This is a genomic window from Agreia pratensis (assembly GCF_900177685.1).
In the GTDB taxonomy this organism is placed as follows: Bacteria; Actinomycetota; Actinomycetes; order Actinomycetales; family Microbacteriaceae; genus Agreia; species Agreia pratensis.
This window is the reverse complement of sequence record NZ_FXAY01000003.1, coordinates 246305-273052: the sequence shown is the minus strand read 5'-3', so window position 1 is coordinate 273052 and position 26748 is coordinate 246305. Positions and strand designations below refer to the sequence as shown.

Here is a 26748-nt window from a genome sequence, read left to right as displayed (position 1 = left end):
GATCAGACCGCGGCGAGCTCGCGATCCGCATCCGAAACCCGGATGGCGCGGTTCACCGCGCTGACGACGGCCTTCAGAGACGCCGTCGAGATGTCGGCATCAATGCCGACGCCCCACAGCCTCGAGCCGTTGACCTGAAGTTCGACATAGGCGGCGGCCAGGGCATCGCCCGACGCGCTGAGAGCGTGCTCGACGTAATCGTAGAGCTTGACCTCCACGCCCTGCTCGCTCAGAACGTTGAGGAACGCAGCGATCGGCCCGTTGCCAGACGCCTCTGTATCGAGGGTCTCTTCGCCGATGCGCAGCTCGACCTGCAGCGAGACACTGCCTGACATGTCGCTGGCCGTGCGAGTGCGGGCGAGTTCGAATCGGCCCCACTTCGCTTCGGAACGCTCGGCGGGAGCGGGCAGGTACTCGTCTTGGAAGATCTCCCAGATCTGCTCGCTCGTGACTTCGCCGCCCTCGGCGTCGGTCTTCGCCTGCACGACTCCAGAGAACTCGATCTGCAGTTTGCGCGGCAGGTCGAGGGCGTGGTCGTTCTTCAGCAGGTATGCCACTCCCCCCTTGCCCGACTGCGAGTTGACGCGGATGACCGCCTCGTAACTGCGGCCCAGGTCTTTGGGGTCGACAGGCAGGTAGGGAACAGCCCAGACCAGCTCGTCTACGTCTTTTCCCTGCGCGGCCGCGTCGACCGCCATGGCCTCGAAGCCCTTTTTGATCGCATCCTGGTGCGAGCCGCTGAATGCGGTGTAGACCAGGTCGCCGGCCCAGGGGCTGCGCTCGGGCACCTTCAGCTGGTTGCAGTACTCAGCGGTGCGCCGGATCTCGTCGAGGTCGGAGAAGTCGATCTGGGGGTCGATGCCCTGCGTGAAGAGGTTGATGCCGAGGGCGACCAGGTCGACGTTTCCTGTGCGCTCGCCGTTGCCGAACAGGCATCCTTCGATGCGGTCAGCACCCGCCAGATAGCCGAGTTCCGCTGCGGCGATCGCCGTGCCGCGGTCGTTATGAGGATGCAGCGACAGCACGATGTTCTCGCGGTGAGCGAGTCGCCGGCTCATCCACTCGATCGAGTCGGCATAGACGTTCGGCGTCGCCATCTCGACGGTGGCCGGCAGGTTGATCATGACCTTGCGTTCTGCCGAGGGCTCGAAGATCTCGATGACCTGGTTGCAGACATCCAGCGCGAACTCGAGCTCGGTGCCCGTGAAGCTCTCGGGCGAGTACTCGTAGTACACGACCGTCTCGGGAACCGTCTTCTCGTACTGCTTGCACAGACGAGCGCCCGCCGTGGCGATATCGATGATGCCCTGCCTGTCGCTGCGGAAGACGACGTCGCGCTGCAGGATGGAGGTGGAGTTGTACAGATGCACGATGGCCTGTTTGGCGCCGGCGATCGACTCGTAGGTGCGAGCGATCAGGTGCTCGCGCGCCTGGGTCAGCACCTGGATAGTGACATCGTCGGGAATCGCGTCTTCTTCGATGAGGCTGCGCACGAAATCGAAGTCGGTCTGGCTCGCACTCGGAAACCCGACCTCGATCTCCTTGTAACCCATGCGCACCAGAAGATCGAACATCACGCGCTTGCGTTCGGGACTCATCGGATCGATGAGGGCCTGATTGCCGTCGCGCAGATCGACAGCGCACCACCGCGGAGCCTCGGTTATGCGCTTGGCCGGCCAGGTCCGATCGGGCAGATCGACAGCGATCTGCTCGTGGAACGGACGGTACTTGTGGATCGGCATCGCCGATGCTGCTTGATTGTTCTTCACGGTCTTAGTTCCTCTAAATAGTCTTCAGATTGTCAGCCAATGGCGAACTCCGCGACGAGGAAGGCCTGAGGTTAGGACTCGTCGCGGCAGCTAAGAAGGAGCAGACCGAACAGCATCCTGCAACGGTAGCACCGTTTGCCGCGGGCGACAGCGACTTCTGGGGTTGACCGCATCGTGCGGTTAGGCTGAAACAAAAGGGAGAGGCCGAATGCCTGAACAGCAGACCATCGTCATCGCCGGCGCGTCCGGCATGATCGGCACCGAACTGACCCGACAACTCGAGGCCGCGGGGCACCTGGTGATCCGGCTCGTCAGGCACCCCACACACCACCCGAAAGAGCGCCAGTGGGACCCGGAGGTGTCGTGGCTGAACGTCGCCACCGTCGACGCCGCAGATGTCATCGTGAACCTCTCCGGCGCATCCATCTCTCGGCTGCCGTGGACCTTGCCGTACAAGAAGCAGATCCTGTCGTCGAGGCTTCAGGCCACGAGCACCATCACGACGGCGATCGCCAAATCGTCATCTCCCCCACACACTCTGGTCAATGGCTCCGCCGTCGGATACTACGGAGATCGACCGGGCGAGGTACTCACTGAGACCTCTGCCCAGGGCACGGGCTTTCTCGCCAAGGTCGTCGAGGCGTGGGAACGTGCGGCCGCCAAGGCTTCGCCCGCCACGCGCGTGGTCATGGCACGAACGGGACTCGTACTCGGCAATGGTGGTGCGTTGAAGCCGCTGGAGATTCTGGCCCGCCTGGGTGTGGCCGGGCCCCTCGGCTCAGGCACGCAGATCTGGCCCTGGATCAGCCTGCACGACGAGGCGGCCGCAATCGCACATCTTGCGCTCGGCTCATCGCTGGCAGGGCCGGTGAATCTCGCCGCGCCTCGTCCGGTGACGGCCACTCAGCTCTCCGAGACCCTCGCGCGCTCACTCAACCGACCGTTCTGGCTTCCCGCTCCAGGCTGGGCTATCAAGGCAGCCTTGGCCGACGCGGGAAAAGAGTTGCTGCTGTCAGACCAGAACGTGTCGTCGCAGCTGTTGGTCGCAGACGGCTTCGCCTTCCGCGACCAGAACGTCGACGACGGCATCACCGCGGCGCTGTCGGCGTCTCACCACGTGGCGCGCTGAGCGCCGGTCACGCCGCCTGCCTGTTCAGCGCTATGGCGCGGCGCAGAGCCGCGCGCGCACGGCGGCGGTCGCCGCTCGCGTCATAGGCGAGACCGAGCCTGAACCAGGCGCGCCAGCTCTCGGGGGCAGCGTCGACCTCGGCCCGGTATCGATCGAACTCCGCGTCTGCGGCCGCCCTGTCAGGCCGGCCACTCGGCCTCTTGGGCAGGTCGTCCTCGGGAAGAGAATCCTCGGCTTCGAGGTCTTTGACCAGACGCTCGGTGCGGATCCCGAAGAGCAGCTCTCGCATCAGCGCCCAGGCAGCGATGAGTGGAAAGACGATGAGCGCGACGCCCAGCCCTATGGCGACGGGCTCCCCTGTTGCGACAAGACGCACGGATCGGTCGACCACGAGGATCAGGTAGAGCGCCAGGAGCGCGGCCATCGACCACGCGGCGATACGGCCTTTCACTGCATCGCCCGCTCGAGACGGCGGTCACAGCGGCTCATCGCGCGCCCGGGCCCGCGGTGAGATCGATGAGTTTGTCGAGTCCGACGACGACGCCCCTCGCCCGCGTCGCGGCGCGCAGGGCGATAGCGATCCCCGCCTCGTAGGCGCTCGGAGACAGCGTGTCATGACTGATGGTGAGCACCTCGCCGACGCCGCCGAGGATGACGTCCTGCTTCGCGACAACGCCCTGAAGGCGCAGGCTGTGGATGGGAACGCTGGCGACCTGTTGGCCCCGTGCTCGCTGATCGGTGTGGGGAGCCGACACCGGTCCGAGCGCTCCGCGTGCAGCAGCAATGAGTTCTGCCGTTCTGACAGACGTTCCCGACGGCGAATCGATCTTGGTGGCGTGGTGGGCCTCGACGATCTCTATCGAGTCGTAGAAGCGGGCCGCCATCGCTGCGAACGAGCTTGCCAGCACCGAGCCCACAGAGAAGTTCGGAATGATCACGGCGCCGAGCTCTGGGCTGTCAATGAGGCGCCGCTCCAGGCTTCTGATGCGATCGGCCGACCATCCAGACGTTCCGACCAGCACAGGGATGTCGTGAGACAGCGCGAAGTCGACGATCGAATGCGACACGGCAGGCACGGTGACATCGACAGTGAGATCGGCCCCGATCATGTCTGTCAGATCACCCGAGGAACCGATCTGAGCGAAGAGCTCGAAGCCCTCTGTCTCGTCGACGATTCGTGAGAAGAGCTGCCCCATGCGGCCGGATGCGCCGACGACGGCGACCTTCGTAGTCATGGCACCAATCTACCAATGCCGGTCTCCTCCCCTACCCTTGACCCATGGATATCCGCGAGGTCCGCACGGATTCGCTCGACGCACACCGACTGCTGACCGACTACTTCACGTGGCGCGCCGGCGAGTTCCCTCCGGCGCAGGGCGCGTACACGGTCACGTACCCCGAGCCGAGCGCTTTCGTCGCGCCAGACGGAGTGTTTCTCATCGCCGTCGACGACGAACCGGTCGGATGCGGCGGCATCCGACGCATCTCACCGGACGACGCCGGGCGCGTGCGATTCGAGGTCAAGCATCTCTGGCTCGCACCCTCCAGCCGCGGTCGAGGTCTGGCCACGGCGATGATGGACGAGCTCGAATCGCGGGCGCGAGGCTTCGGAGCCGACCTGATGGTGCTCGACACGCACCACACGCTCACGGGCGCCGCGCGTCTCTATTCCGCGCGCTCCTACGTTCCCGTAGAGGCATACAACGACAATCCGAACGCCACCGTCTGGTATTCCAAGGATCTGCGCACTCCCGCGTAGCTCGTGCGAATCCCGATGTCGGGACGCGCGATCAGTATGGCTGCGCCTCGGGAAGTCCCGTACGGAGTTCTACCGGCAGATGACCCAGGTCGTTGTGCGCCACGAGTTCGGGCAGTCTCCCGGCCTTGACGTTGATGATCGTGAGGCCGCAATTGGCCTGATTGACGCCCACCCAGCGCCAGTCCGGCGCACCCATCGCCTCGCGCACGAGCCATCCGATGACGAAGTTGTGCGTGATCAAGAGATCGTTCGTCGTCTCACGGGTCGGCGACAGGAACTCCGCGACGGCATCGGCCATCTGCGCTCTGCCCGCGTCGACCTGTTCGATCGTCACCGAGTTGAAGAACGGCTGAAACGAGTGGGGCATCTGCGGCGAGTAGCCCGTGGGAACGCAGTCGAAGAGCAACGCCGTGGGCTCCGGCTGCAGAGCCGGCAGATGGGCCGCCATGATGGTGGCCGTGTCCTCCGCGCGCTGAAGGGGCGAGTGCCAGACGTTCGTGAACGGCACACCACCGAGACGCTCTGCAATGAGTCGCGCCTGGCGCTGACCGCGAGGAGACAACGGCCCGTCATCCATGCCGTACTCGGCGTCCTGCTGCTCGCCGTGTCGAACCAGATACAGCGTGCGGGTCACGATGCGACCCCCTCTAAAGCCGAGCCGAGGCCATCGAAGGCGTTCTCCGAGATGGCGCCGACGGCCGAGATGGAGATTGGACGGGACGCGATGTCGCGAGCGAGGCCCTGCACGTCGAGAGGTGTCACTCGGTCGAGGCGTCTGAGCGCCTCATCGAGGTCGACGAACTCGCCCTGGGTGATCTCGGCGCGACCGAGCCGCGACATCCGGGTGTCTGAGTCTTCGAGTGCGAGAGCGGCCGAACCGGACAGCTGACCGTGTGCGCGGCGCAACTCTTCGTCGGTGATCCCGTCGTCTGCGAGCAGGTGAAGCTGTTCGACCATCAGTTCGGCGACGTCGCCGACCCGGGCAGGAGTGCATCCGGCGTTCATGCCGAAGAGGCCGGCGTCGGAGTACGAGGGTGCGAACGAATAGACCGAGTAGGCCAGGCCACGCTTCTCTCGGATCTCTTGGAAGAGTCTCGACGACATGCCTCCCCCGAAAACCGATCCCAGCACGCTGAGCGCCGAGCGGCGCTCGTCGTTGGCCGTGAACCCGGAGGTTCCGACGATCAGGCTCGCCTGCTCATTGGGGCGTTGCACCACGACCACGGGCGCACCCCGGTGAATCTCGACTCCGGCGGACTCGCGTCGCGCGACAGGTTCGGCGACGCTCTCCATGTCCCAACCTGCCGCGGTCAACGCCGTCACGACCCGCGCGACGAGCTCGTCATGCTCGACTGCGCCGGCGGCCGTGATCACGAGGTCTTGCGGGCGGTAATTCTCTAGATAGTGCTGCCATACGGCGTCACGGGTGACCTCGCGTATCGCGTCAGGGCTGCCGCCCACCGGTCGCCCGAGGGGATGGTCGCCGAGCACCGCCTCGAAGAATCGCTCGCCCGCGACATCGGACGGGTCGTCTGACGCCTCGGCGAGTTCTTCGAGAATCACGCCGCGCTCTGTCTCGAACTCGCCGCGCTCGATCAACGACGATGTCAGCATGTCGGCGATGACATCGACCGCCATGGGCAGGTCTTTGTCGCGGACCTTGGCGTAGTAGCAGGTGTATTCCTTGCTCGTCGCGGCGTTGTGCTCGCCACCTACGGCATCGAAGGCCACCGCGATATCGAGGGCCGATCTCGTCGGAGTTCCCTTGAACAGCAGATGTTCCAGAAAATGCGTCGATCCGTAACGCGAGGGAAGGGCAGGAGCCGCGGGCGTCGCGAGCACGCTGCCGAGTTCGTCACGAGAGCCGACGGCGACCCAATACCCGACGGTGGCGCTCTGCGCCCCGGGCATCTTCTCTGTGAGAATGCGCACCCCCGACGGAAGAATGGTGCGCCGGACCAGAGATCCCCCAGACGCTTCGACGCGGAGTTCGGGCAGGTTCAGAGGTAAGGGCACGGCGTTGTTCATCGCGCCCAGCCTATGTCACTCAGATGCGCGATCGAGGGCCATGAGCTGGTGCGGCTCGAGAACCAGATCGGCGGATGCGACGAGCTCGGCGACCTGCTCGGCCGACGCCGCCCGCACCACCGGCGCGATCACGTTCGGTTTTGACCGCACCCAGGCGAGCGCACAGGCGGCCAGTGACGTGTTCTGCTCGGCCGAGACCTGCTCGAGTGCCTTGAGCACGCGGAATCCGTCGCGACCGACATGCGCGGCCGCATCAGCGAACATGGTCGACTCCGGCACGTCTGATCGAACACGGTACTCGCCGGTCAGGAAGCCGTTCGCCAGGGGTAGCCGCGCGAAGATGCCGATATTGAGCGTTCTCACGGCGGGGAGGAGATCACTCTCGACTGGCCGTCTCGTCATGAGGCTGTAGGGGCTGAACACGGCTCGGAAGCGAGGGAGACCGTTCTCGTCGGCGAGCCGCCCAGCATCACGGAGACGTGCTCCGGAATACGACGATGCCGCCAGCGCACGCACCTTGCCGCTCGCGATCAGTTCGGCGGCGGCCGCCAGACTCTCCTCGAGAGGAGTATGAGGATGGTCACCGTCGAACGAGAGCAGGTCGAGGTGATCGGTCTGGAGACGCTCGAGGCTCGCTTCCGTCGCCGTGACGATGTCGTCGGCCGACAAGCCGGGCGCATCCGGATGGCGACCGATCTTCGTGGCCAGGAAAACCCGGGAACGAGCTTTTCGGCTGCGGACCCAGTTGCCGATCATGATCTCACTGCGACCGCCCGCGTAGTGATCGGCGGTGGAGATGAGCCGGCCGCCCGCGGCGTGAAACGCGTCGAGAGCCTCGGCTGTGGCGGACACACCGGAAGCCCACCCGAAGACGTTTCCGTCGATCGCAAGCCGGAAGCGGGAGGGCGGCATGGCTGTGTTGGAGCTGGCGTCGTCGTTCGGCGTCATGAGGGCAGTGTAGTTGCGTGAGGACCGAAACGACGAAGGCCCGCCCCACCGGAGTGGGACGGGCCTTCGTGCTGGGCTACTAGCCTTCGGCCGGAGCGTCGGGTCCTTCGCTGGCTGCAGCGGAGCCCTCGGTGTCGGCTTCGTCAGCGACGACCGGAGCGAGCGACAGCTTTCCGCGGTCGTCGATCTTGGTGATCTCGACCAGGATCTTCTGGCCGACGCCGAGCACGTCTTCGACGTTCTCTACGCGCTTGCCACCGGCGAGCTTGCGCACCTCGGAGATGTGCAGCAGGCCGTCCTTGCCCGGGAGCAGCGACACGAACGCACCGAACGTCGCGATCTTGACGACGGTTCCGAGGAACTGCTCGCCGACCTCGGGGTTGGTCGGGTTGGCGATCGCGTTGACCTGGGCGCGAGCGGCCTCGGCAGAGGGGCCGTCGACGGCACCGATGTACACGGTTCCGTCTTCTTCGATCGAGATGTCGGCGCCGGTCTCGTCCTGGATCGAGTTGATCGTCTTGCCCTTCGGGCCGATCAGCTCACCGATCTTGTCGACGGGGATCTGCACGCTGATGACGCGAGGCGCGGTCGGTGCCATCTCGTCGGGAGCGTCGATCGCGGAGTTGATGACGTTGAGGATCGCGGTGCGCGCGGCCTTCGCCTGCTTCAGGGCGCCGTCGAGCACGCTCGTGGGCAGACCGTCGAGCTTCGTGTCGAGCTGGATCGCGGTGATGAAATCGCTGGTTCCAGCAACCTTGAAGTCCATGTCACCGAGAGCGTCTTCGGCACCGAGGATGTCGGTGAGGGCCGCGTAACGGGTCTCTCCGTCGATTGTGTCGGAGACGAGGCCCATTGCGATACCGGCGACGGGTGCGCGCAGGGGCACACCGGCGTTCAGCAGCGACAGGGTCGAGGCGCAGACGGAACCCATCGACGTGGAGCCGTTGGAGCCCAGAGCCTCGGAGACCTGGCGGATGGCGTAGGGGAACTCGTCGCGGCTCGGAAGCACGGGTGCGATCGCGCGCTCGGCCAGGAAGCCGTGCCCGATCTCGCGGCGCTTCGGCGAACCGACACGACCCGTCTCTCCGGTGGAGTAGGGCGGGAAGTTGTAGTGGTGCAGGTAGCGCTTCTTCTTGATCGGGCTCAGCGAGTCGATCTGCTGCTCCATCTTGAGCATGTTCAGCGTGGTGACGCCCAGGATCTGGGTCTCACCGCGCTGGAAGATGGCGGAACCGTGCACGCGCGGGATCACCTGAACCTCGGCATCGAGCGGACGGATGTCGGCGAGGCCACGACCATCGATGCGCACACCCTCGGTGAGGATGCGACCGCGGACGACGGTCTTGGTGACCGACTTGTATGCGGCCGAGACCATCGGCGGGATGTCGCCCGACAGTTCGCCTGCGGAGACCTTCTCGTTGATGGCGATCTTGACGCGCTCTTTCAGTGCGTCATCTGCATCTTGACGCTCGGTCTTGTCGGCGATCTGGTAGATCGAGACGAGCTCGTCGTAGGCGAGTTCGGCGACCGCGTCATATCCGGCCTGGCTGTAGGCGGGGAACACGGGGTATTCGCGGACGGGCTTGTTCACCTGCGCGGCGAGCGAGGCCTGGGCCTCGACGAGCTGCTTGAGGAACGGCTTGGCGGCCTCGAGGCCCTGCGCCACGATCTCCTCGTTCGGCTTCGTGGCGCCGGCCTGAATCAGGTTCCAGCTGTTCTCGGTGGCCTCGGCCTCGACCATCATGATCGCGACGTCCTGGTTGCCCTGGGCGTCGGTGACGACGCGGCCGGCGACGGTGAGGTCGAATACGGCCTCTTCGAGCTGCGAGTACTTGGGGAAGGCGACCCACTGGTCACCGATCAGTGCCAGGCGTACGCCGGCGATGGGACCCGAGAAGGGGATGCCCGAGATCTGGCTCGACGCGGAGGCCGCGTTGATCGCCAGGGTGTCGTAGAACTCGTCGGGAGCGATGCTGAGCACCGTGATGACGACCTGGACCTCGTTGCGGAGACCGTTGACGAACGACGGGCGCAGGGGGCGGTCGATCAGACGGCAGACCAGGATGGCCTCGGTCGAGGGACGTCCCTCGCGTCGGAAGAACGATCCGGGGATCTTTCCCGCGGCGTAGCTGCGCTCTTCGACGTCGATGGTGAGCGGGAAGAAGTCGAAGTTGTCCTTCGGGTGCTTTCCGATGCTGGTGGCACTCAGCAGCATGGTTTCCTCGTCGAGGTAGGCCGCGACGGCGCCCTGTGCCTGCTGTGCCAGACGTCCCGCTTCGAAGCGGACCGTGCGGGTGCCGAACTTGCCGTTATCGATAACGGCTTCGGCGAATTTGATTTCTGGACCCTCCATATGGGGGTTTCTCCTTATGTGTTGTCTCTCGCCATGCAGGCGAAGAGAATTCGCGGCCCCGTGTGGGCTCTCGCGATGCGTACAGCGGAGTGGGGTGACAGAGCGACATGCGGGCACTCGCCGATTGCGAGACCCGTGCACGTACGCGCCTTGTCGAATCCGAGGGATTCGAGGGATTCGTCAGAACCATCAGAGCATGGGGCGCATGTCTGGCCAACAGTAGAAAACCTCGGACCGCCTCATTCGCGTTCCGAAACCCACCACCGGTGACCAGCGTCCTGCCGGCCTGCTCCGCATTTGATGCTCGTGTATTTATTTGTTCTCGTTGCTCACAAGGGGCAACAGGCCGATCTTAGCAGGCATGGACTCCCTACGGCCGGATAGCGTCGATTGCTCCGTCGGCGGGTCGCCCGACCTCGACCGTGAGTGGGCGGGCGAGTCGGGTGAAGGGCCTCGACGGATCGGGCAGCTTGCCGTCGCCGAAGACCCGCGCCGGTACTGTCGCGAGCACGCCCTCATCGCGCAGCTTCTCTAAGGCCTCGCCGATGGATGCCTCGGTTCCGCGGGGCAGGAATCCCGCGCGAGCGGGCTTCGGGCCGCCGAAGAAATACGCCTCGACACGCAGCTCGCGGCCAAGCCATCGGGTCGCTCCGGGCCAGAGAACCACGGTGAGCGCAGGATCGGTCCAGCCGAGGGCGAGGTCGATGGGATCCTGGCGCCGATTGGTCTCGTCGAGCATGAGGACTCCGTCTACGTGAACCTCACGCAGTTGGAAGCCGTCGAGCCTCGCGAGCCGCGATGCCGAATTGCGCTCTCCCCCGCTCTTGAGCCCAAGGCGCACGAGCTGCACGATCGCCGGGAGGGCGACGGCGATGGAGATTGCGCCGACGACCGTGCCGACCACAGGAAGACGCACCGTCATGGACGCAGCCAAGGCGGCAAGGATCACGAGGCCGAGAAGAAACGGTTCCCACGCGAAGACGGAGAGCTTTCGGCGAGGTGCGGGCATTGTTCAATCCAAGCATGTCCACACCCGATAAATGGACCGCTCAGTACGCCCGACCCATTCGAAGGTCGACGCGGAGTCCATGTCGAGTGGAGACGATGGAGCACGGGATGCGAGGCGCCTTGCCTCTGTCTGAAAGCCGTCCGAGGCAGGCGTCGACCGGTGCCTCTAGTCCGCGTGGTACGAATCCGATGACGCCGCTCAACTCCGAGCCGACCCAGAGGCGCACCGGCATCGGCGCGTCGACGCGATCGTCAGCCGGAGGCCGACGTTCGACAAATGCCTCCGCCGGACGATCAGGCAACTCACGCAGTTCGGCCAACTCACTTTGGAATGGCATGCTTCCGGCCGCCCTCAGGATGACACCCGCGAATCGGGGAAACAGGTTGTAGGTGTAGTCGGCGAGGGATCCCGCGCCCGAATCATGCCTGTCGGGAACACCCGAACCGCTCCGATCACCGATGACCATAGGGTCATTCAACTCCCCCGGAGTTCGAGAGGGAAGATCGAGTTGCCCGAATCGGGATCAGCGAGTCAGACCGACCGCCAGATCGACCCGCAGACCGTTCTTGGTCTGACGGATCGTCGCCTGCATGCGAGTGGATTTACCCGAGTCGGCCAGCCGCCCCAGGGCAGCTTCGACAGGGGCCTCAAGGCCACGGGGAACGAAGCCGACGACCGGGGTGGGCCGCTGATTCACAAAGAGCCGCACGGGCGTCGGCGCATCCGTTCTCTCGTCGGCTGCGCTTCGTCTCGAGATGAAAGCCTCGGTCTCGGTCACTCCCTGATCGAGGACGGCTCGCAGCGCGTCCTGGCAAGGGTCGCTGTCGGCCAGCTGGATGCGCACCTTCTGGTTGCGCGGTACCAGGTCGTACAGGTAGTCGTCGAGCGAGCCCGAGCCCTGGTCGGTCTTCGCGAGTTCTGGGTTGTTGACGCGACCGAAGGAAAGAAATCTCATGCGTCTATCCAAGCGCCTGCGCGGCTCGTGCGCGAACACGCTTGCGGCGACCACGCCGCGCCAACGAAATCGACATGAGCACGACACCGAGCAGCACGCCGACCGTGCCACCAGACGTGTTCGCTGCGATGTCGGCCAGATCGGCGACGCGCGTCGGGAGAAGTGCGCCCTGCCAGATCTCGATTGCGCACGAGATGCCACAGCACAGAAGAATTGCGAGCCACCAGCGCCGACGGCCGAAAAGAAGCACGAAGAAGATGCCCAAGGGCACGAACATGGCGATGTTCGCAACGAACTCGACGCGGTCGAACGTGATCCAGTCGGTCGCCTCATAGCGGCCGAAGAAGTCGAGAAAGCGCCACAGGATGCTGCTCGTTCCGTCATCGTAGGGCTCCGGGCCCAGGGTGACCCAGCCCACTCCCGCCAGATAGAGCACCGTGAGAACGGAGAGCACGGGATGGCGTCGGAACATGGGTCGATCCTGCCGCACAAGTCTTGGTGGGAAGTGTGCATTCACTGTTCTAGAGTCGAGATATGACTGACAGCGAACGAGACGAATACAACAAAGAAGATCTGCTCGAGGTCTCGAGTGAACTCGACGGCCGAGGCGATGCGGAATTCACGAATCCGGGCGACCCGTCCGTCGACGATGAAGAGAGCCTCGACGAAGGCCTTCTCGACGGAGCCGACACGGAATTCGGAGTCGAGAACGACATCGACACCCTGCAGATCGACGATCCCAACGAGACGAACGATGATCTCGACGACGAGGACTACGAAGCCGAGAGCGCTGCGGAGCTCGGCGACGACGATCGCGTCTGATCGCCCCGCCTAGAGACGTGCGCGGTTACACACGCGGTCGGATCGGGCGTGGAAATACGAATGGGCCGTTCTCTTAGAGAAGAGAACGGCCCATCGTCAAGAAGTGCGGCGAACTATCGACGCAGGCCCAGACGCTCGATCAGTGCGCGGTAGCGCTCGATCTCGACGTCGGCCAGGTAACCCAGCAGGCGGCGACGCTGTCCGACCAGAAGCAGGAGTCCACGACGCGAGTGGTGGTCGTGCTTGTGCTCCTTGAGGTGCTCCGTGAGGTCCTTGATGCGACGCGTGAGCATCGCGACCTGGACCTCGGGGGATCCGGTGTCACCGGGGTGGGTTGCGTATTCTTCGATGATCGCCTTCTTGACATCAGCTTCAAGAGCCATAGTTGGTGATCCCCTTTCTCCTCATTGCGCGGTGCCCGACACAGTATGTGCGGGCTCTCTTTATCCGCGGCCGTTAGACGGCAACCTTGAGATTCTAGCAGATCGCGCGCGAGCCGGTCTGCTGGTGCTGCACGATGGCGACCAGCGGCAGCCGCCGACGCAGTCGGACGGTGAATCTGCCGCTTCGAGCGAGAAGCACGCCGACGACCAGTGCCGCCGCAGCCGGAACCACTCCCGACACGAGCATGCCGAACTGTGGGCCATAGCTTTCGACGAGCCACCCCATGAGAGGGCCGCCGAGCGCCTGGCCACCGAGCAGCACCAGCACGTAGACCGACATGACGCGACCACGAATAGACACGTTGCTGGAGAGTTGGATCAGTTGATTCGCGCCCGTGAGGAACTGCAGCGTGCAGAATCCGACCAGAACGAGCAATACGCAGACAACGGGCTCGGTGGGTGCGCCGGAGACGATCGCTTGGATGGTTCCCCACGCGAGACCCGTGATGACCACGGCGCGAAGCCGGATGCTCGTGCGCCGTGTCGAGAGCACGGCGCCGGCCAATGCGCCGACAGCCACGAGGGAATTGAAAAGGCCGTATCCCCCGGGGCCGCTGTCGAAGACGTCTGAGGCGTAGGCCGCGAGCAGCACGGGCATATTCAGGGCGAAGACCGCGACGAATGCCACCATCACCACAGTCCAGAGAATCGTGGGCTTGGCGAGGACGTAAGACAGACCCTCTTTCAGCTGCCCCTTCGCCCGCGGCGCGACGGGAGCAGGGTAGAGGGTCGCAGGATTGAGTCTCAAGACCGTGATGACGACGCCAAGGCACGCCACGGCGTTGATCGCGAACGACCAGCCGGCTCCCACCGAGACGAGCAGCACGCCACCGATCGCCGGCCCGATCAGCGCGCCGAGCTGGAAGACGGACGAGTTCAGACTGATCGCGTTGCGCAGATACTTCGGCCCTACGAGTTCGTTGACGAAGACCTGCCTCGTGGGGTTGTCGATCACCGTCGCCAGGCCCACGACCAGAGCGACGAGCATGATGTGCCACACCTCGACGACTCCTGTCAGCGCGAGCACCGCCAGCGCCACGCTGGCGAGCAGCGAGACGCTCTGAGTGATCGCCAAGAGCATCCGCTTCGAGTAGCGGTCGACCAGAACACCGCCGTACAGCCCCAGAAAAAGCATCGGTGCGAACTGCAACGCGACGGTCAGCCCGACTGCGGCGACGCTTCCGGAGAGCTCGAGCACCAGCCAGTCCTGGGCGATCCTCTGGATCCAGAGAGCTGTCATGGCGACGATGTTGGCCGAGGTGAAGAGTCGGAAGTTGGGGACTCTCAGGGAGGAGAAGGTGTCTTTCCACGGAGGTGCCGAACTCAGAACGGGCATCGGGGCGGTTACGGGAAACGGGTCGGAGGGAGGGGGTGTCACGAATAATCCAAGTGCGAGATAACGAAAGCGGTTGCGTATAGAAAAGATGGATGCCGGGCATCCGTTTCTTCAACGCTATTACCCTCCCCGATCATTCCCCGACTAAATTGACCCTATAACTCCCATTACTTTTCCGAATGAGACCAGTGTTCGATCCCACCCTGCTCCGCACCTTTCTCGCCGTTGCCGAGACCTCGAGCTTCACCGTGGCCGCCCAGCGTCTGGGCATCAGCCAGCCCACCGTGAGCCAACACGTCAGGCGACTCGAGCAAGCATCCGGTCGTCTTCTCGTCGCCCGCGACACGCGCGACGTGTCGCTGACCGACAACGGGGATGCGATGGCGGGCTTCGCGCGAACGATCCTGGCGGCGCACAGCGCGGCCGATGACTATTTCAGCGGCTCGGCCATGAAAGGCAAGCTTCGCTTCGGCGCTGCAGACGATCTGGCGATCACACAACTCCCCCGCATCCTCAGGCACTTTCGCCAGCTCTATCCACAGATCAATCTCGAACTCACGGTCGACCAGTCGGGGCCCCTCTTTCGCAAATTGCACGCCGGCTCGCTCGATCTCATCTTCATCAAGCAGAGGCCCGAGACCACCGATGGAACCGTGGTGCGGCGGGACCAGCTCGTGTGGGTCGGCCAGGAGAAGACCATCGTCGAGCTCGGCACACCGGTGCCGCTGATCACTTATCAGGGAACGACCGTCAGCCGCACGAGCGCGATCGAGGCGCTCGAACAGGCCGGGCGGCGTTGGCGCATCACATGTAACACGCGAGAGGTGAACGGTCTCCTTGCTGCGGTGCGGGCGGGTCTCGGCGTTGCCGTCTTCCCCCGGTCTCTCATTCCCGACGACCTCGTCGTGGTCGGAAACCGGTTCGACCTGCCGGAATTGGGCGAGGTCGACCTGACTCTGCTTCGAAACCCTGCAGCTCCAGCGGAGCCGGTCGACGCACTCATCTCGGCCATCATGGGCCGCACCCTCAACCGAACGGCATGACGGCGATCCTCGTGCACGATAGAACGACTCTTCAGATGATGGGAAACGCCGCGCAGTGAAAAGACCCCAGGCAGATGCGCCGACCCGCAGAACGCACTTCGTCGACCTCGCGCCGTTCCGCCGCAGCCCAGCGTTCTTTCGCCTGTGGCTCGGAGGCCTGATCGCAGGAATCGGCGGCCAGATGACCATCATCGCCGTCGGTCTGCACATCTACGACATCACCGGGTCGACGACCGCCGTGTCGCTCGTCGGTGTCTTCGCCCTCGTTCCGATGATCATCGCCGGCGTGTACGGCGGTGTCCTCGCTGACAGCTTTGACAGGCGCACAGTCGTTCTCGTGGCGGAGTTCCTGGCCTGGGGGTCTACGGTCGGACTCGCGCTCCTCGCCTGGAACCGTGTCGACGAACTGTGGATGTTCTATGCACTCACGACAATCACGGCCGTCGCCACCACGGTCGTCGGCGCCACCCGCTCCGCGATCGTGCCCAGACTGCTGTCGCCCGATCTGCTTCCCGCAGCGTCGGCTCTCGGAGGCATCAGCTTCGGCGTGCAGGTGACGGTCGGACCCGCGCTTGCCGGCGTGCTCGTGGCGACGGTGGGATTCCAATGGACGTACACGGTCGATGTCGTGCTCTTCATCGCCGCGTTCACCGGCGTCGTGACTCTTCCCAGGATCATTCCGGAGGGCGGGAGCCGCCGCGCTGGTTTCGCAGCCGTGTGGGAGGGCTTGGCGTTTCTGAGACGCGCCCCGAACATCCGCATGTCGTTTCTCATCGACATCGTGGCAATGACGTTCGGGATGCCGCGGGTCGTGTTCCCTGCGGTCGGCGCCCTGCTGATCGGCGGCGGGGCGATCACGGTCGGCATCCTCTCGGCCGCCTTCGCTGTGGGTGCTCTGCTCTCGTCGGTGTTCTCCGGCAGGCTGGGACACGTTCGTATGCAGGGCCGCGCGATCGGCAGCGCAGTCGCCGTCTATGGAGGATTCATCGCGGCGTTCGGCCTCGTGCTTCTCGTGATGGATCACGGTCGGGCCGCCGGCATCACGTCATCGTTCGATGACGCCAACCTGCCCGCGCTCGCCCTGGCGAGCGTCGCGCTAGCCGGGGCGGGTGCTTCCGACAACGTCAGCGCGATCTTCAGGCAGACCATGATGCAGTCGGCCGTCCCCGACGTCATGCGCGGTCGAATCCAGGGAGTCTTCACGGTCGTGGTGACGGGCGGTCCGCGTCTTGGCGACGCCTACGTGGGCCTTGCGGCGGCGACCGCACTGCTGTGGCTGCCGCCCCTGCTCGGTGGGGCGATCGTGGTGCTGTTCTCTCTCGCCGCAGTGCGTCTGCACCGCTCGCTGAGGGAGTACGACGCGCTGCATCCGACTCCCTGATTCGAGACTGTGAAACCACCGTCGCAGACGACGACGGCGGGGCGCGGAGCAGATCTGCTCCACGCCCCGCCGCTGCGGTCGAGACGAGCGAACGTTACGGAACGCTGATCAGATCGATCACGAAGACGAGAGTCTTGCCGCCGAGGAAGTGACCGCCGGCGGGACCGTAGGCCAGGTGAGGCGGAATCGTCAGCTTGCGGCGTCCGCCGGCCTTCATGCCGGGGATGCCCTCCTGCCAACCGGCGATGAGGCCATTGAGGGGGAAGGTGATGGTCTCTTGGCGACCCCACGACGAGTCGAACTCCTCGCCGGTCTCGTACTCGACGCCCAGGTAGTGCACCTCCACGGTTGCTCCGGGGGTCGCTTCTGCGCCGTCTCCGACGACGATGTCCTCGATGACCAGCTCGGTGGGAGCGGGGCCCTCGGGGAAGTCGATCTCTGGCTTGGTGTTCATGTTTTCGGTCATGACCCCATCCAACCGCTCCCGGGGTGTGCCGGTCAAAAGCGTTCTCTCAGGGGGTAATCGAGACGATCAGGAGGGCCGCACGAGATGCAGGCGCTGAGTCGGCCTGGTCATCGCTACATAGAGCCCGGATGCCCCACGACTCGACTCGGCGAGAATGCCGTCGGGGTCGACGACGACGACCGCGTCGAACTCCAAACCCTTCGCGTCCTGCGCCGTCAGCACGGCGATTGCGCGGTTCAGGCCCTGAGCGCCCAGACCGATATCGCGGCCGAACGATTCCGACAGGGCGGGATACAGCGCGCCTACCGTAGCCTCGGGGGCGATGACGGCCACCGTTCCTCGGTCGTCGATATCACGGTCGTCTTCGATGACCGTGATCACCGCGTCGCCGAGTGCCTCGGGATCGACGGGCCGATCGGAGGGACGCAGCTCGACGATCGTCGTGGAGACAGGCCATTCGCTCTCTCTCACCGCCGTCGCGCGGGTGATCGGCAGCTGGTTCTTCTCGGCCATCGCTTCGGCGACCGCTGCGATCTGTGCGGGAGTGCGGTAGTTGACCGTGAGCTCTTCCAGCCTCCACCGCTCGCCGAGGGGTGATGCCCCCACCAGCGGGTGTACGGCATCCTGCCAGCTGCGCGCGCTCGCCGCGGCGCTGGCTTGGGCCATGTCGCCGACGACGGTGAACGATCGCAGGGGGCAGCGACGCGCGAGAACGCGCCACTGCATGGGCGACAGCTCCTGGGCCTCGTCGACCACGATGTGGCCATACGTCCACGTACGATCGGCCGCGGCCTGCTCGGCCGTGGTTCCCCGCACGCTTCGCTCGGCGAAGCCTGCAGCGAGGTCCTCCGCGTGCACGAGGCCCTCGACCTGCATGTTGCGGATCGCGTTCTCGGCGTTCTCGATGTCGCGCTTCTTCTGCAGCTTCTCCTCACGTTTCAGAGCCGCATTCTGCGCGTTGTATTCACCGAGTAGCTCGGCCGCCTCATCGAGCAGGGGTACATCGGAGATAGTGAACACCGCGTCGCGGTCGCGACGAAGGAGCGCACGCTTCTCGTTCGACCACTGAGGTGTGAGCGAGGCGAGCCACTGCGGCCTCGCGTAGAGATCTTGGAGCAGCTTCTCGGGAGTGAGTGGCAGCCAGGCGGTGTTGAGTGCTACCACCACGTCGTGCGAGGTGCGCAGGTCTTCGCGCAGCACGGCCTGATCGGCGTCGTCGACCGTGTTGCCGTGTGAACGCAGCTGCTCGGCGAGAAGACGGCTCAACTGGTTGAGGGCGCTCTTGACGAAGACGACGCGGGCCTCGTTGTGCGGCTTGCGGGTCTCCCATGCCCGGTTCATCGCTGAGGCGATGAGCCCCGGCTCGAGGGTGAGCCGCTCACCGTTGATATCGAGGTCGATCGCCTCGAGCGGCACGCGCTGTCGGGAGCGTACGGCGCGCTTGATGAGGCCGGCCATCTCGGCCGCGCCTTTCACCCGAGCGGTCTCGGGGGCATCGTCGTGCACCGCCTCGAGGCCCGAATACAGGCCGCCGACGCTCGAGACGACGACCCCTGTCTCTCCGAGGCTCGGCAGGACGGCTTCGATGTACTGCAGAAAGGCTCGCGATGGGCCGACGACGAGCACGCCGGATGACGCGAGTCGCTCGCGATGGGAGTAGAGCAGGTAGGCGGCTCGGTGAAGGGCGACCGCGGTCTTGCCGGTGCCGGGCCCGCCCTGAACGACCAGCACTCCCCCGAGGTCGGATCTGATGATCCTGTCTTGCTCGGCCTGGATCGTGGCCACGATGTCGCTCATCCGACCGGTCCGCTGACCGGTGAGCGCCGCGAGGAGCGCGGCCTCGCCCTGCAGCGAGTCTGCTTGCTCGACCAGCAGCTCGGAATCGAAGATCTCGTCGTCGATACGAGTGACCACGCGACCCTCGGTGATGAGGTGGCGTCTCGCTCGAGCGCCCAGCGGAGTCGCCGCGGTCGCCTGGTAGAACGCGGCCGCCTGGGGCACCCGCCAGTCGAGCAGGATTGGTTTCAGCTGTTCGTCGCGCAACCCGATGCGGCCGATATACCGGAACGGCGAGCCATCGTCGGAGTCATCGCCGTCGGAGAGCTCGAGCCTGCCGAAAGCGAGCCGGTCGTCGACCTCGTCGAGCTGAGCGATGCGGTCCTCGTAGAGCCGAGCATAGGCATCCCGCTCTGAACGGCTCTGGTGATTGCCGCCCACATCGTCGCGGCGCACTCTCTCGAGCGCCGTTCGTGCCTCCAACCTCAGCGCGTCGAGACGGGCATACAACTCCTCGACGTAGCGACGTTCCTGGGCGAGCTCGGTTGAAACCACGAATAGACACTCCTTGACAGCGGCCATCTAGTTTACTCGGGTCTCGAGCCCGCGCCCGTGCGCTCAGATGACGGGCGGGCCCTGCTGTGGTTGCGAGGGAGAGTCATACTGCCCAGAAGGCTGCTGCGGGTACTGCTGAGGCGCCGTGAAAGCGGGGCCCTGCGGCACCGATGCGAGCAGAGATGCCCTGTCTGCAGCGACCGCTCGCAGCAGATCGGCCTCGTCTCGTTGGCCGCCGATGCCATCGCGGCCGGTGACGACCCGCTGTCGCGCGAATGCCAGCCGTGTCGCATCCAGCGTGAAGCGTCGCATAACGCGACCCTTGTCGCCGCCCTGAGCCGCAGCCCAGGCACGCGCCTGTCGTCGGCCCGCTCCGGTCGAGAGCATCGCGACCTCTTCAGGCGTGAACCATCCCGCCGACGCGTACTCCTCGAGGCGCACGCGGGTGAGCGCGGCCTCACGTTTGCGCAAGAACACGACCGCGATAATCGCCAGAGCGAACAGCGGCACCTGCACGATCGCGTACACGAGGAAGAAGCCGCCGAGGCCTTCGACGATGAACGAGGAACCGTTCCAGAGCGCGTGCAGCAGGGCAGCCGGAACCAGACCGATGAAGAAGAATCCGATACCCGGAAGCCAGCCCTTCTTTTGTGATGCGAAGCCGAGGGCGACACCGGTGCAGGCGGTGAACATGACGTGCGCGAAAGGCGACATGATGCCGCGCAGGAAGAACGTGAAGCCGAGGCCGACTCCCCCTGACTCGATCAGCGACGAACCGAAATAGAGGATGTTCTCGGTGAAGGCGAATCCGGCCGCGACGGTCGCTCCGTAGACGAGTCCGTCGATCGGGCCGTCGAAGTGACGACGAAGTACGAAGAAGAGGATCAGCACACCGAGACCCTTCGCGCTCTCCTCGACCAGAGGCGCCTGGATGACCGCGGAGAAGAAGTCGCCCACGCCGCCCTGACCCTCGGTGGCGTAGTAGACAGCGAGCTGGATTCCGAGACCCACGAGCAGGGCGATTGCGACCGAGGCTGCCGCTCCCCAGAGGAACGCGAACCACAGGGCGCCACGCGGCTCCGGTTCCCAACGATCGATCCAGGTGATCGTGAGGATCACCACCGAGAGAGGGATGAGCGCGACGAGGCCGCAGACCACGAGCGCGACCGGTCCGAGCCCGATCGCCACGTAGGCGAGCACAGCGAGGAAGACGAATCCGAGCACGCTGATTCCGATGATCGACAGCACCAGTCCGGTGGACTTCGGAGTCGGAGGAGTGGGCGCCGACCACACGGCGTTCTCGGCGTAGACGGGGTTCACCGCCTGCTGTGGCTGAGGCGCGAATGCAGGCTCGGCCTGCTGGGGATAGTAGCCGGGCTGATAATGCTGGGACACAATGCTCCTCATCGGTGACAGGCCACCGATCCTAGCGGGCACAGGACCTCTTTGGGGGGAACCGGGAGTCAGAAGACGGCGCCTGGATTCATGATCGACTGAGGATCGAAGACGCTCTTGATGCCGCGTTGCAGTTCGACGCTCTGGGGGCCGAGCTCGTTCTCGAGCCAGCGCTTCTTCAGCACGCCCACACCGTGCTCGCCGGTGAGGGTCCCGCCCAACTCCATGGCCGCGACGAACAGCTCGTCGGCCGCGGCCCAGACGGATGCCGGCACCCACTGTTCGTTCGGCTCGCTCGATGCCGTGGCTGGCTGGGAACTGCGTGGCGGCAGGACGAAGTTGGGATGGAGATTCCCGTCACCGGCATGCGCGACCGTCGGGATGGCGATGCCGTGCCGCCGCGAGATCTCATCGATCGCGTCGAACATCGCTGCGAGGCGTGATCGGGGAACACAGATGTCTTCGATGAGCACATCGCCGACGGATGCGAGCGCGGGGTGGAAATTCCGCCGCACGGCCAGAAGGGCCTCCCCTTCCGCGGAGTCGCGAGCCAGGCGTACATCGGCTCCGAGCCTCGTCAAGATCTCCGAGATCGCCGAGGCTTCCTCTGCTGCACCGCGGGCGTCCGTCTGCACGAGCAGATAGGCGCCGCCGCCCTCGGAGAGCCGGGTGCCCGAGTAAGCGTCGATTGCGACGAGCGACGCGTGATCCATCAACTCCATGACAGCCGGTCTGATGAGGGCTGCCGTTATCGCTGCCGCCGCTGCCGCACCGGCGCGGACATCGGGAAAGAAAGCTCCGAGGGTGACGATGTCGCCCGACGGAATCGGTCTGAGTCGCACTGTCGCCTCGACGATGACCCCCAGCGTGCCCTCGGACCCGGTGAACAGGGCCGTGAGGTCGTAGCCGGTCACTCCCTTCACGCTGCGTCGTCCCGTTCGAAGCAGCGTGCCATCGGGCAACACGACGACGAGTCCGAGCACCGCTTCTCTGGTGACCCCGTACTTCGCACAGAGCAGACCTCCGGCGTTCGTGGCGATATTGCCCCCGATCGTCGAGATGGCCTTCGACGCCGGGTCGGGAGAGAACACCAGACCGTGCGGCGCCACGACGTCGCTCAGATGCTGGTTGATGACGCCGGCCTGCACCACGGCGAGTTCGTCTGCCGGGTTCACCTCGAGAATCTCGTTCATGAGTTCTGTCGAGATGACGAGCGCACCGTCTGTGCCGACACCACCGCCCGCCAGGCCGGTTCCTGCACCGCGCGGCACGACGGGAATCCTGAACCTGCTCGCGATCCGCATGGCCGATTGCACGTGTTCCGTCGTGCGGGCGAGAACCACAGCGAGGGGCGCTCCAGGTGCCACCCATCCCGACTTGTCTGTGCGGACAGACTGCAGAAGCGCCGGATCGGCGGATACGACCTCACCCAGTTCGGCCTGGAGCAGGTCGAGAACGAGCTGAGACGACGTTGGCTCGGAGGAGAACATACGGCCATGCTAGGCCGTGTCTCAGCGCTCTTCAGGCCGCCCTCTACTATCGAATCATGACGAGCGCGGGTGACCCCCTTCCCACCCGCAGGCAGCTCGACCGCAGAGCGACTCTCTATGCGATTCGTCGCACCTGGCACGGGTTCATCCTGCATCGCGACATCGACGCGGCTGCCGCGATCACCTTTTTCTCGGCGCTGTCGCTCTTTCCTGCGGCGCTCGCCATCGTCTCGGGACTCGCGCTGTTCGACAGCCGAGGGGCGACCATCGAGCTCATCCTCGATGTCGTCGGCCGCCTCTTGCAGCCTGACACCTCGACGGCGGTGCGTGCGATCTTCGACCAGCTCTCCCTCCTACCGAACTCGGGCTGGGCGCTCCTTGTCGGTACCGTCCTCACTCTGTGGACCGTGTCGGGGTTCGCCACCGCGTTCGGTCGCGCCATGAACAACGTGTACGGGGTCGAGGAAGGGCGTCGGCTGACAAAGAACCGCGTGCTGATGCTGGGCGTCGCGGCAGGACTGATCGCCTGCTACCTCGCCATCGGCCTCATCGTTGCGATCACTCCCTCGGTGGCGGATGCTCTCGCCGCGTCCCTGGGCTGGCCCGAGGTCATCGCCCAGCTCTGGTCGGCGCTCAAGTGGATACCGCTCGCCCTGATCGCGATCTTCACGGTCGGCTTCCTCTACTACGGAACACCGAATCTGCATCGGCCCCGCCTGCGCTGGCTCTCGGTGGGCGCCACCTTCACTGTGACCACGTGGACCCTCGCCGCCGTCGCTTTCGGCCTCTACCTCGCCACGTTCGCGAACTACGACCGCTTGTACGGCTGGCTCGGTGTTCCGATCGCCGCACTCATCTGGCTGTACATCTCCTCGGCGGTCCTGATGCTCGGTGTCGAGGTCGATGCGGAACTCACCCGGGCGCGTCAGCTCCTGGCCGGCCTTCCAGCTGAGGAGACGATCCAGGTGCCGCTGCGCGATACCGCACGCAACAGCATCCTGGCCCGACGATTATCAGCCGATCTCTCAGACGGTCGCGAACTACGTCGTCTCTCGCAGATGCTGCGAGAGACGGAGTCGAAGGTCAGCGATCGTCGGTCTTAGACGCCTCAGCCTCAGCCTCGGCTTGCGCGATCACCTGGATCACATCGGTCACCGGCTCGAGTCCGGTGAGCCGGGCGGGTGACAGCAGCTTCAGGACGCGCTCCCTGTCCATGAGCCCGGCCTCGACCACGAGATCGGCGATGTTGCGCTTGGTCAGCAGAGCGGCGTGCGCCAACGAGGATGCCGCCGAGTATCCGATGTAGGGGGTGAGAGCAGTGACGACGCCGACGCTCGATGCGACCATCGCGTCGAGCCTCTCGTGATTCGCCGTGATGCCGTCGATGCAGTTGATCCGCAGTGTTCGGCAGCCCTGCCTCATCCAGGCCAGGCTCTGCAACAGGGAATGAGCTATGACGGGTTCGAATGCGTTCAGCTGCAATTGGCCGCCCTCGGCTGCCATCGTGACGGTCAGGTCGGCGCCCGCTACAGAGAAGGCGATCTGGTTGACCACCTCGGGGATGACGGGGTTCACCTTGCCAGGCATGATGCTGGAACCCGCCTGCCGAGGCGGCAGGTTGATCTCGCCGAAACCAGCCTGGGGGCCGCTGGAGAGCAGCCTGAGATCGTTGCAGATCTTCGACAGTTTGATGGCGCTGCGCTTCAGAATCCCCGACAGCTGCATGAAGACACCGGCATCACTTGTCGCTTCGATGAGGTCGGCTGCGGTGATGTGCTCGTAGCCGGTGAGGGCGCTCAGATGGGCACGCACCGACTCCACGTAGCGAGGGTCGGCCGTGATACCGGTGCCGATGGCCGTGGCGCCGAGGTTGATCTCCCACAGCAGCGGGACGGTCTCCTCCAGCCGGTCGAGATCTTCGGTGAGGGTGGTCGCGAAGCCGTGGAACTCTTGGCCGAGGGTCATCGGCACGGCGTCCTGCAATTGAGTACGACCGACCTTGAGCACACCGACGAACTCCTTGCCCTTCGCGGCGAACGAGTCGCGCATCAGCGCGTGTTCTACCAGCAAGCGCTTGAGCGAGAAGCACAGCGCGAGCTTTACCGCGGTCGGGTACGTGTCGTTGGTGCTCTGGCTGCGGTTGACGTCGTCGAGCGGATGCAGCAGGTCGTATCGCCCTTTCTCTTCGCCCGCGAGTTGAAGGGCGACGTTGGCGATGACCTCATTGGTGTTCATGTTCGTCGACGTTCCGGCGCCTCCCTGGATGACACCGACGACGAACTGGTCGTGATACTCACCCTGCCGGATGGCCTCGCAGGCGGCATCGATCATGGCACCCTTCTCTGCCGAGAGAACACCGATGTCGACGTTCGCCCTGGCAGCCGCCTGCTTCACTATCACGAGCGCGTCGATCAGATCGGGGTAGACCGAGATGGGTCGACGGCTGATGGGAAAATTCTCGAGTGCTCGGGCGGTATGCACGCCCCAGAAAGCGTCGAAGGGAATGTCGACGCTGCCCAGCGAATCGGTCTCTGTGCGGAAGCGAGTGGCCGTCGAAGGCTGGGCCGCGGTCTCGGCCGAGGTCTGCGCTGCGAGTCTCTCAGCGGCCGTTGTGGGCGCCGTCGTCGGGGCATTCTCCATGTGAATATCAGCTCCATTGCTTGTTGGAAGGGCTCGTGGCCCAGCAACCAAGCCTAGCTCAGCCTGCGCAGGAGCCCGCGGATGAACGAGCTGCGCTTGGGGGTATACGGCGGGTACACGAGTTGCAGGGTGTCGGGCGATAAAGGCTTTGAGAGCACGGCCTTCTCATGGCTGAACGTCTCGAGGCTCCGCTTGCCGTGGTAGCTGCCGGTTCCGCTCTCGCCGACGCCCCCGAAGGGCAATCCAGGAATGCTCAGTTGCGCTACGGTGACGCCGAAACCGACCGCACCCGATGACGTCTCGGTCAAGAACCTGCGGCGCGCCGTCTTGTCATCGGTGAAGGCGTAGAGGGCGAGCGGTTTGTCGCCGGAGCGGATATACGCGATAGCGTCGTCCAGCCCCGTCACTGTCACGATCGGGAGAATAGGACCGAAGATCTCCTGCGCCATGACGTCGTCTGATCGATTCACCTCGGTGAGGACGGTCGGTTCGATGTAACGCTCTGACGCGTCGGTACGGCCTCCGATGGCGGCGTTACCCGCCTCAGCGAGCGCTGACAGCCGACCGAACTGAGCGTCGTTCACGATCCGCCCGTAGTCTGCAGTGTTGCGCGGGTCGTGGCCGTAGAGAGAGCCGATCGCTTTTCGCAGCGCCTCGACGAGGCGGCCCGCGACATCCGGCGTCGCCAGCACATAGTCTGGAGCGACGCACGTCTGCCCGGCGTTCAGGAACTTGCCCCACGCTATTCGCCTCGCGGCGGCATCGACATCGACCGTCTCGTCGACGTAGACCGGCGACTTTCCGCCGAGTTCGAGTGTGACCGGCGTGAGGTTCTTGGCCGCTGCGGCGGCGACAATTCGCGCAACCCTTGAGTTGCCCGTGTAGAAGATGTGGTCGAAGCGCTCGGCGAGTAACTCGGTCGTCTCGTCGACCGCGCCCTCGACGACGATCACCGAGCGGCTGTCGAGATAGCGCGGCAGGTAGCGTGCCATGACGGCGGAGGTGGCGGGCGCGAGTTCGCTCGGTTTGAGGACGACAGCATTGCCGGCAGCGAGGGCACCGACCAGCGGGGCGAGGAGCAGCTGCACCGGGTAGTTCCAGGGCGAGATGATGAGCACCACGCCCAGCGGCTCGAGCATGACGGATGCGGATGCCGGGGCGAGAGCGAGCGGAACCCGCACCGAGCGCGGCCGAAGCCAGGACGTGAGATTCGAGATCGTATGGGAGACCTCGGCCAATACGACACCGATCTCGGTCAGCTGCGACTCGCTCGGGTTCTTGGCCAGGTCGTCACGGAGAGCCCGCTCGAGCTCGGGGCCGCGCTCGAGGAGAAAGTCCCGGAGCCCGGTGAGCTGCTCCAGCCTCCAGCGGAGCGACAGCGTGCGCCCCGAATCGAAGCCGTGTCGAACAGCAGAGATGAGCTCGGGAATCGCCGGAGTTGAGTCCATGGC

At 65.0% G+C, this 26748-nt stretch carries 25 protein-coding genes; 6 read left to right on the top strand and 19 right to left on the bottom strand.

Annotated features, from left to right (window positions below; all coding sequences use genetic code 11):
• Positions 1 to 2: 2 nt before the first annotated feature.
• Entirely contained in the window at positions 3 to 1769 is a 1767-nt protein-coding gene (gene leuA / locus B9Y86_RS10880; protein ID WP_085485887.1) for a 2-isopropylmalate synthase, read from the bottom strand.
• A gap of 208 nt (positions 1770 to 1977) precedes the next feature.
• Here leuA and B9Y86_RS10875 point away from each other — a divergent pair, with 208 nt between their 5' ends.
• Positions 1978 to 2898 carry a TIGR01777 family oxidoreductase gene (locus tag B9Y86_RS10875; RefSeq protein ID WP_085485885.1) on the top strand — a complete coding sequence of 307 codons (921 nt, stop codon included), beginning with the start codon at positions 1978 to 1980 and terminating at the stop codon, positions 2896 to 2898.
• A gap of 7 nt (positions 2899 to 2905) precedes the next feature.
• On the opposite strand, the gene B9Y86_RS10870 is transcribed toward B9Y86_RS10875, so the two are convergent.
• Both B9Y86_RS10870 and dapB read right to left on the bottom strand, forming a co-directional pair.
• Entirely contained in the window at positions 2906 to 3322 is a 417-nt protein-coding gene (locus B9Y86_RS10870; protein ID WP_176223348.1) for a tetratricopeptide repeat protein, read from the bottom strand.
• A gap of 61 nt (positions 3323 to 3383) precedes the next feature.
• On the bottom strand, positions 3384 to 4133 hold the full coding sequence (dapB, locus tag B9Y86_RS10865) for a 4-hydroxy-tetrahydrodipicolinate reductase (protein WP_085485883.1): 750 nt from the start codon (positions 4131 to 4133) through the stop codon (positions 3384 to 3386).
• A 44-nt stretch (positions 4134 to 4177) separates the two neighbouring features.
• Between dapB and B9Y86_RS10860 the strand changes: the two genes are divergently transcribed.
• Complete coding sequence (locus tag B9Y86_RS10860; RefSeq protein WP_085485881.1) at positions 4178 to 4657, top strand: GNAT family N-acetyltransferase; 480 nt, start codon at positions 4178 to 4180, stop codon at positions 4655 to 4657.
• Between the two features lie 31 nt (positions 4658 to 4688).
• Here the strand turns inward: B9Y86_RS10860 and B9Y86_RS10855 are convergent, their stop codons facing one another.
• From B9Y86_RS10855 to B9Y86_RS10820, 8 genes are all read right to left on the bottom strand, one after another.
• Positions 4689 to 5291: a histidine phosphatase family protein gene (locus tag B9Y86_RS10855; protein WP_085485879.1), complete on the bottom strand. Its 603-nt coding sequence runs from the start codon at positions 5289 to 5291 to the stop codon at positions 4689 to 4691.
• Complete coding sequence (locus B9Y86_RS10850) at positions 5288 to 6685, bottom strand: M16 family metallopeptidase (protein WP_085485877.1); 1398 nt, start codon at positions 6683 to 6685, stop codon at positions 5288 to 5290. Before B9Y86_RS10850 ends, B9Y86_RS10855 begins: the two co-directional genes overlap by 4 nt.
• A 15-nt stretch (positions 6686 to 6700) precedes the next feature.
• Entirely contained in the window at positions 6701 to 7633 is a 933-nt protein-coding gene (locus B9Y86_RS10845) for an aldo/keto reductase (protein ID WP_085485875.1), read from the bottom strand.
• 79 nt (positions 7634 to 7712) lie between these two features.
• Positions 7713 to 9986: a polyribonucleotide nucleotidyltransferase gene (locus B9Y86_RS10840; RefSeq protein WP_085485873.1), complete on the bottom strand. Its 2274-nt coding sequence runs from the start codon at positions 9984 to 9986 to the stop codon at positions 7713 to 7715.
• A gap of 370 nt (positions 9987 to 10356) precedes the next feature.
• A complete protein-coding gene (locus B9Y86_RS10835) occupies positions 10357 to 10995 on the bottom strand; it encodes a hypothetical protein (RefSeq protein WP_085485871.1) in 639 nt (212 codons plus the stop codon).
• A 40-nt stretch (positions 10996 to 11035) separates the two neighbouring features.
• The gene (locus B9Y86_RS10830; RefSeq protein ID WP_085485869.1) at positions 11036 to 11461 is read right to left on the bottom strand and encodes a hypothetical protein; all 426 of its coding nucleotides are present in this window, start codon (positions 11459 to 11461) and stop codon (positions 11036 to 11038) included.
• A 57-nt stretch (positions 11462 to 11518) separates the two neighbouring features.
• A complete protein-coding gene (locus B9Y86_RS10825) occupies positions 11519 to 11950 on the bottom strand; it encodes a hypothetical protein (RefSeq protein ID WP_085485867.1) in 432 nt (143 codons plus the stop codon).
• Between the two features lie 4 nt (positions 11951 to 11954).
• Positions 11955 to 12422, bottom strand: a complete 468-nt coding sequence (locus B9Y86_RS10820) for a VanZ family protein (protein ID WP_085485865.1) — start codon at positions 12420 to 12422, stop codon at positions 11955 to 11957.
• A gap of 62 nt (positions 12423 to 12484) precedes the next feature.
• Between B9Y86_RS10820 and B9Y86_RS10815 the strand changes: the two genes are divergently transcribed.
• Positions 12485 to 12772: a hypothetical protein gene (locus tag B9Y86_RS10815; RefSeq protein ID WP_085485863.1), complete on the top strand. Its 288-nt coding sequence runs from the start codon at positions 12485 to 12487 to the stop codon at positions 12770 to 12772.
• 113 nt (positions 12773 to 12885) lie between these two features.
• Here the strand turns inward: B9Y86_RS10815 and rpsO are convergent, their stop codons facing one another.
• Positions 12886 to 13155: a 30S ribosomal protein S15 gene (gene rpsO, locus B9Y86_RS10810; RefSeq protein ID WP_044438586.1), complete on the bottom strand. Its 270-nt coding sequence runs from the start codon at positions 13153 to 13155 to the stop codon at positions 12886 to 12888.
• A gap of 94 nt (positions 13156 to 13249) precedes the next feature.
• Positions 13250 to 14593 (bottom strand): MFS transporter, encoded by a 1344-nt coding sequence (locus B9Y86_RS10805; protein WP_244894721.1) that lies wholly within the window; start codon positions 14591 to 14593, stop codon positions 13250 to 13252.
• Between the two features lie 146 nt (positions 14594 to 14739).
• On the opposite strand from B9Y86_RS10805, the gene B9Y86_RS10800 reads away from it, so the two are divergent.
• Together B9Y86_RS10800 and B9Y86_RS10795 are read left to right on the top strand one after the other, a co-directional pair.
• Positions 14740 to 15594 carry a LysR substrate-binding domain-containing protein gene (locus tag B9Y86_RS10800; RefSeq protein ID WP_085485859.1) on the top strand — a complete coding sequence of 285 codons (855 nt, stop codon included), beginning with the start codon at positions 14740 to 14742 and terminating at the stop codon, positions 15592 to 15594.
• 55 nt (positions 15595 to 15649) lie between these two features.
• Positions 15650 to 16975 (top strand): MFS transporter, encoded by a 1326-nt coding sequence (locus B9Y86_RS10795; protein WP_085485856.1) that lies wholly within the window; start codon positions 15650 to 15652, stop codon positions 16973 to 16975.
• 94 nt (positions 16976 to 17069) lie between these two features.
• Here B9Y86_RS10795 and B9Y86_RS10790 read toward each other — a convergent pair whose 3' ends face one another.
• The 4 genes from B9Y86_RS10790 to B9Y86_RS10775 all read right to left on the bottom strand — a co-directional run bounded on the left by B9Y86_RS10790 (position 17070) and on the right by B9Y86_RS10775 (position 22657).
• Positions 17070 to 17441: an FKBP-type peptidyl-prolyl cis-trans isomerase gene (locus B9Y86_RS10790; protein WP_217809195.1), complete on the bottom strand. Its 372-nt coding sequence runs from the start codon at positions 17439 to 17441 to the stop codon at positions 17070 to 17072.
• Between the two features lie 66 nt (positions 17442 to 17507).
• Entirely contained in the window at positions 17508 to 19772 is a 2265-nt protein-coding gene (locus tag B9Y86_RS10785) for a HelD family protein (RefSeq protein WP_244894720.1), read from the bottom strand.
• Positions 19773 to 19835: 63 nt separating this feature from the next.
• On the bottom strand, positions 19836 to 21167 hold the full coding sequence (locus tag B9Y86_RS10780) for a PrsW family intramembrane metalloprotease (protein WP_244894719.1): 1332 nt from the start codon (positions 21165 to 21167) through the stop codon (positions 19836 to 19838).
• A gap of 68 nt (positions 21168 to 21235) precedes the next feature.
• On the bottom strand, positions 21236 to 22657 hold the full coding sequence (locus tag B9Y86_RS10775) for an FAD-binding oxidoreductase (protein ID WP_085485850.1): 1422 nt from the start codon (positions 22655 to 22657) through the stop codon (positions 21236 to 21238).
• Positions 22658 to 22713: 56 nt separating this feature from the next.
• On the opposite strand from B9Y86_RS10775, the gene B9Y86_RS10770 reads away from it, so the two are divergent.
• Complete coding sequence (locus tag B9Y86_RS10770; RefSeq protein WP_085485848.1) at positions 22714 to 23760, top strand: YihY/virulence factor BrkB family protein; 1047 nt, start codon at positions 22714 to 22716, stop codon at positions 23758 to 23760.
• Here B9Y86_RS10770 and B9Y86_RS10765 read toward each other — a convergent pair.
• Together B9Y86_RS10765 and B9Y86_RS10760 are read right to left on the bottom strand one after the other, a co-directional pair.
• Entirely contained in the window at positions 23741 to 25297 is a 1557-nt protein-coding gene (locus B9Y86_RS10765; RefSeq protein WP_085485846.1) for an aspartate ammonia-lyase, read from the bottom strand. The genes B9Y86_RS10770 and B9Y86_RS10765 overlap by 20 nt on opposite strands.
• Positions 25298 to 25350: 53 nt before the next feature.
• On the bottom strand, positions 25351 to 26745 hold the full coding sequence (locus B9Y86_RS10760; protein ID WP_085485844.1) for an aldehyde dehydrogenase family protein: 1395 nt from the start codon (positions 26743 to 26745) through the stop codon (positions 25351 to 25353).
• Positions 26746 to 26748: the final 3 nt, after the last annotated feature.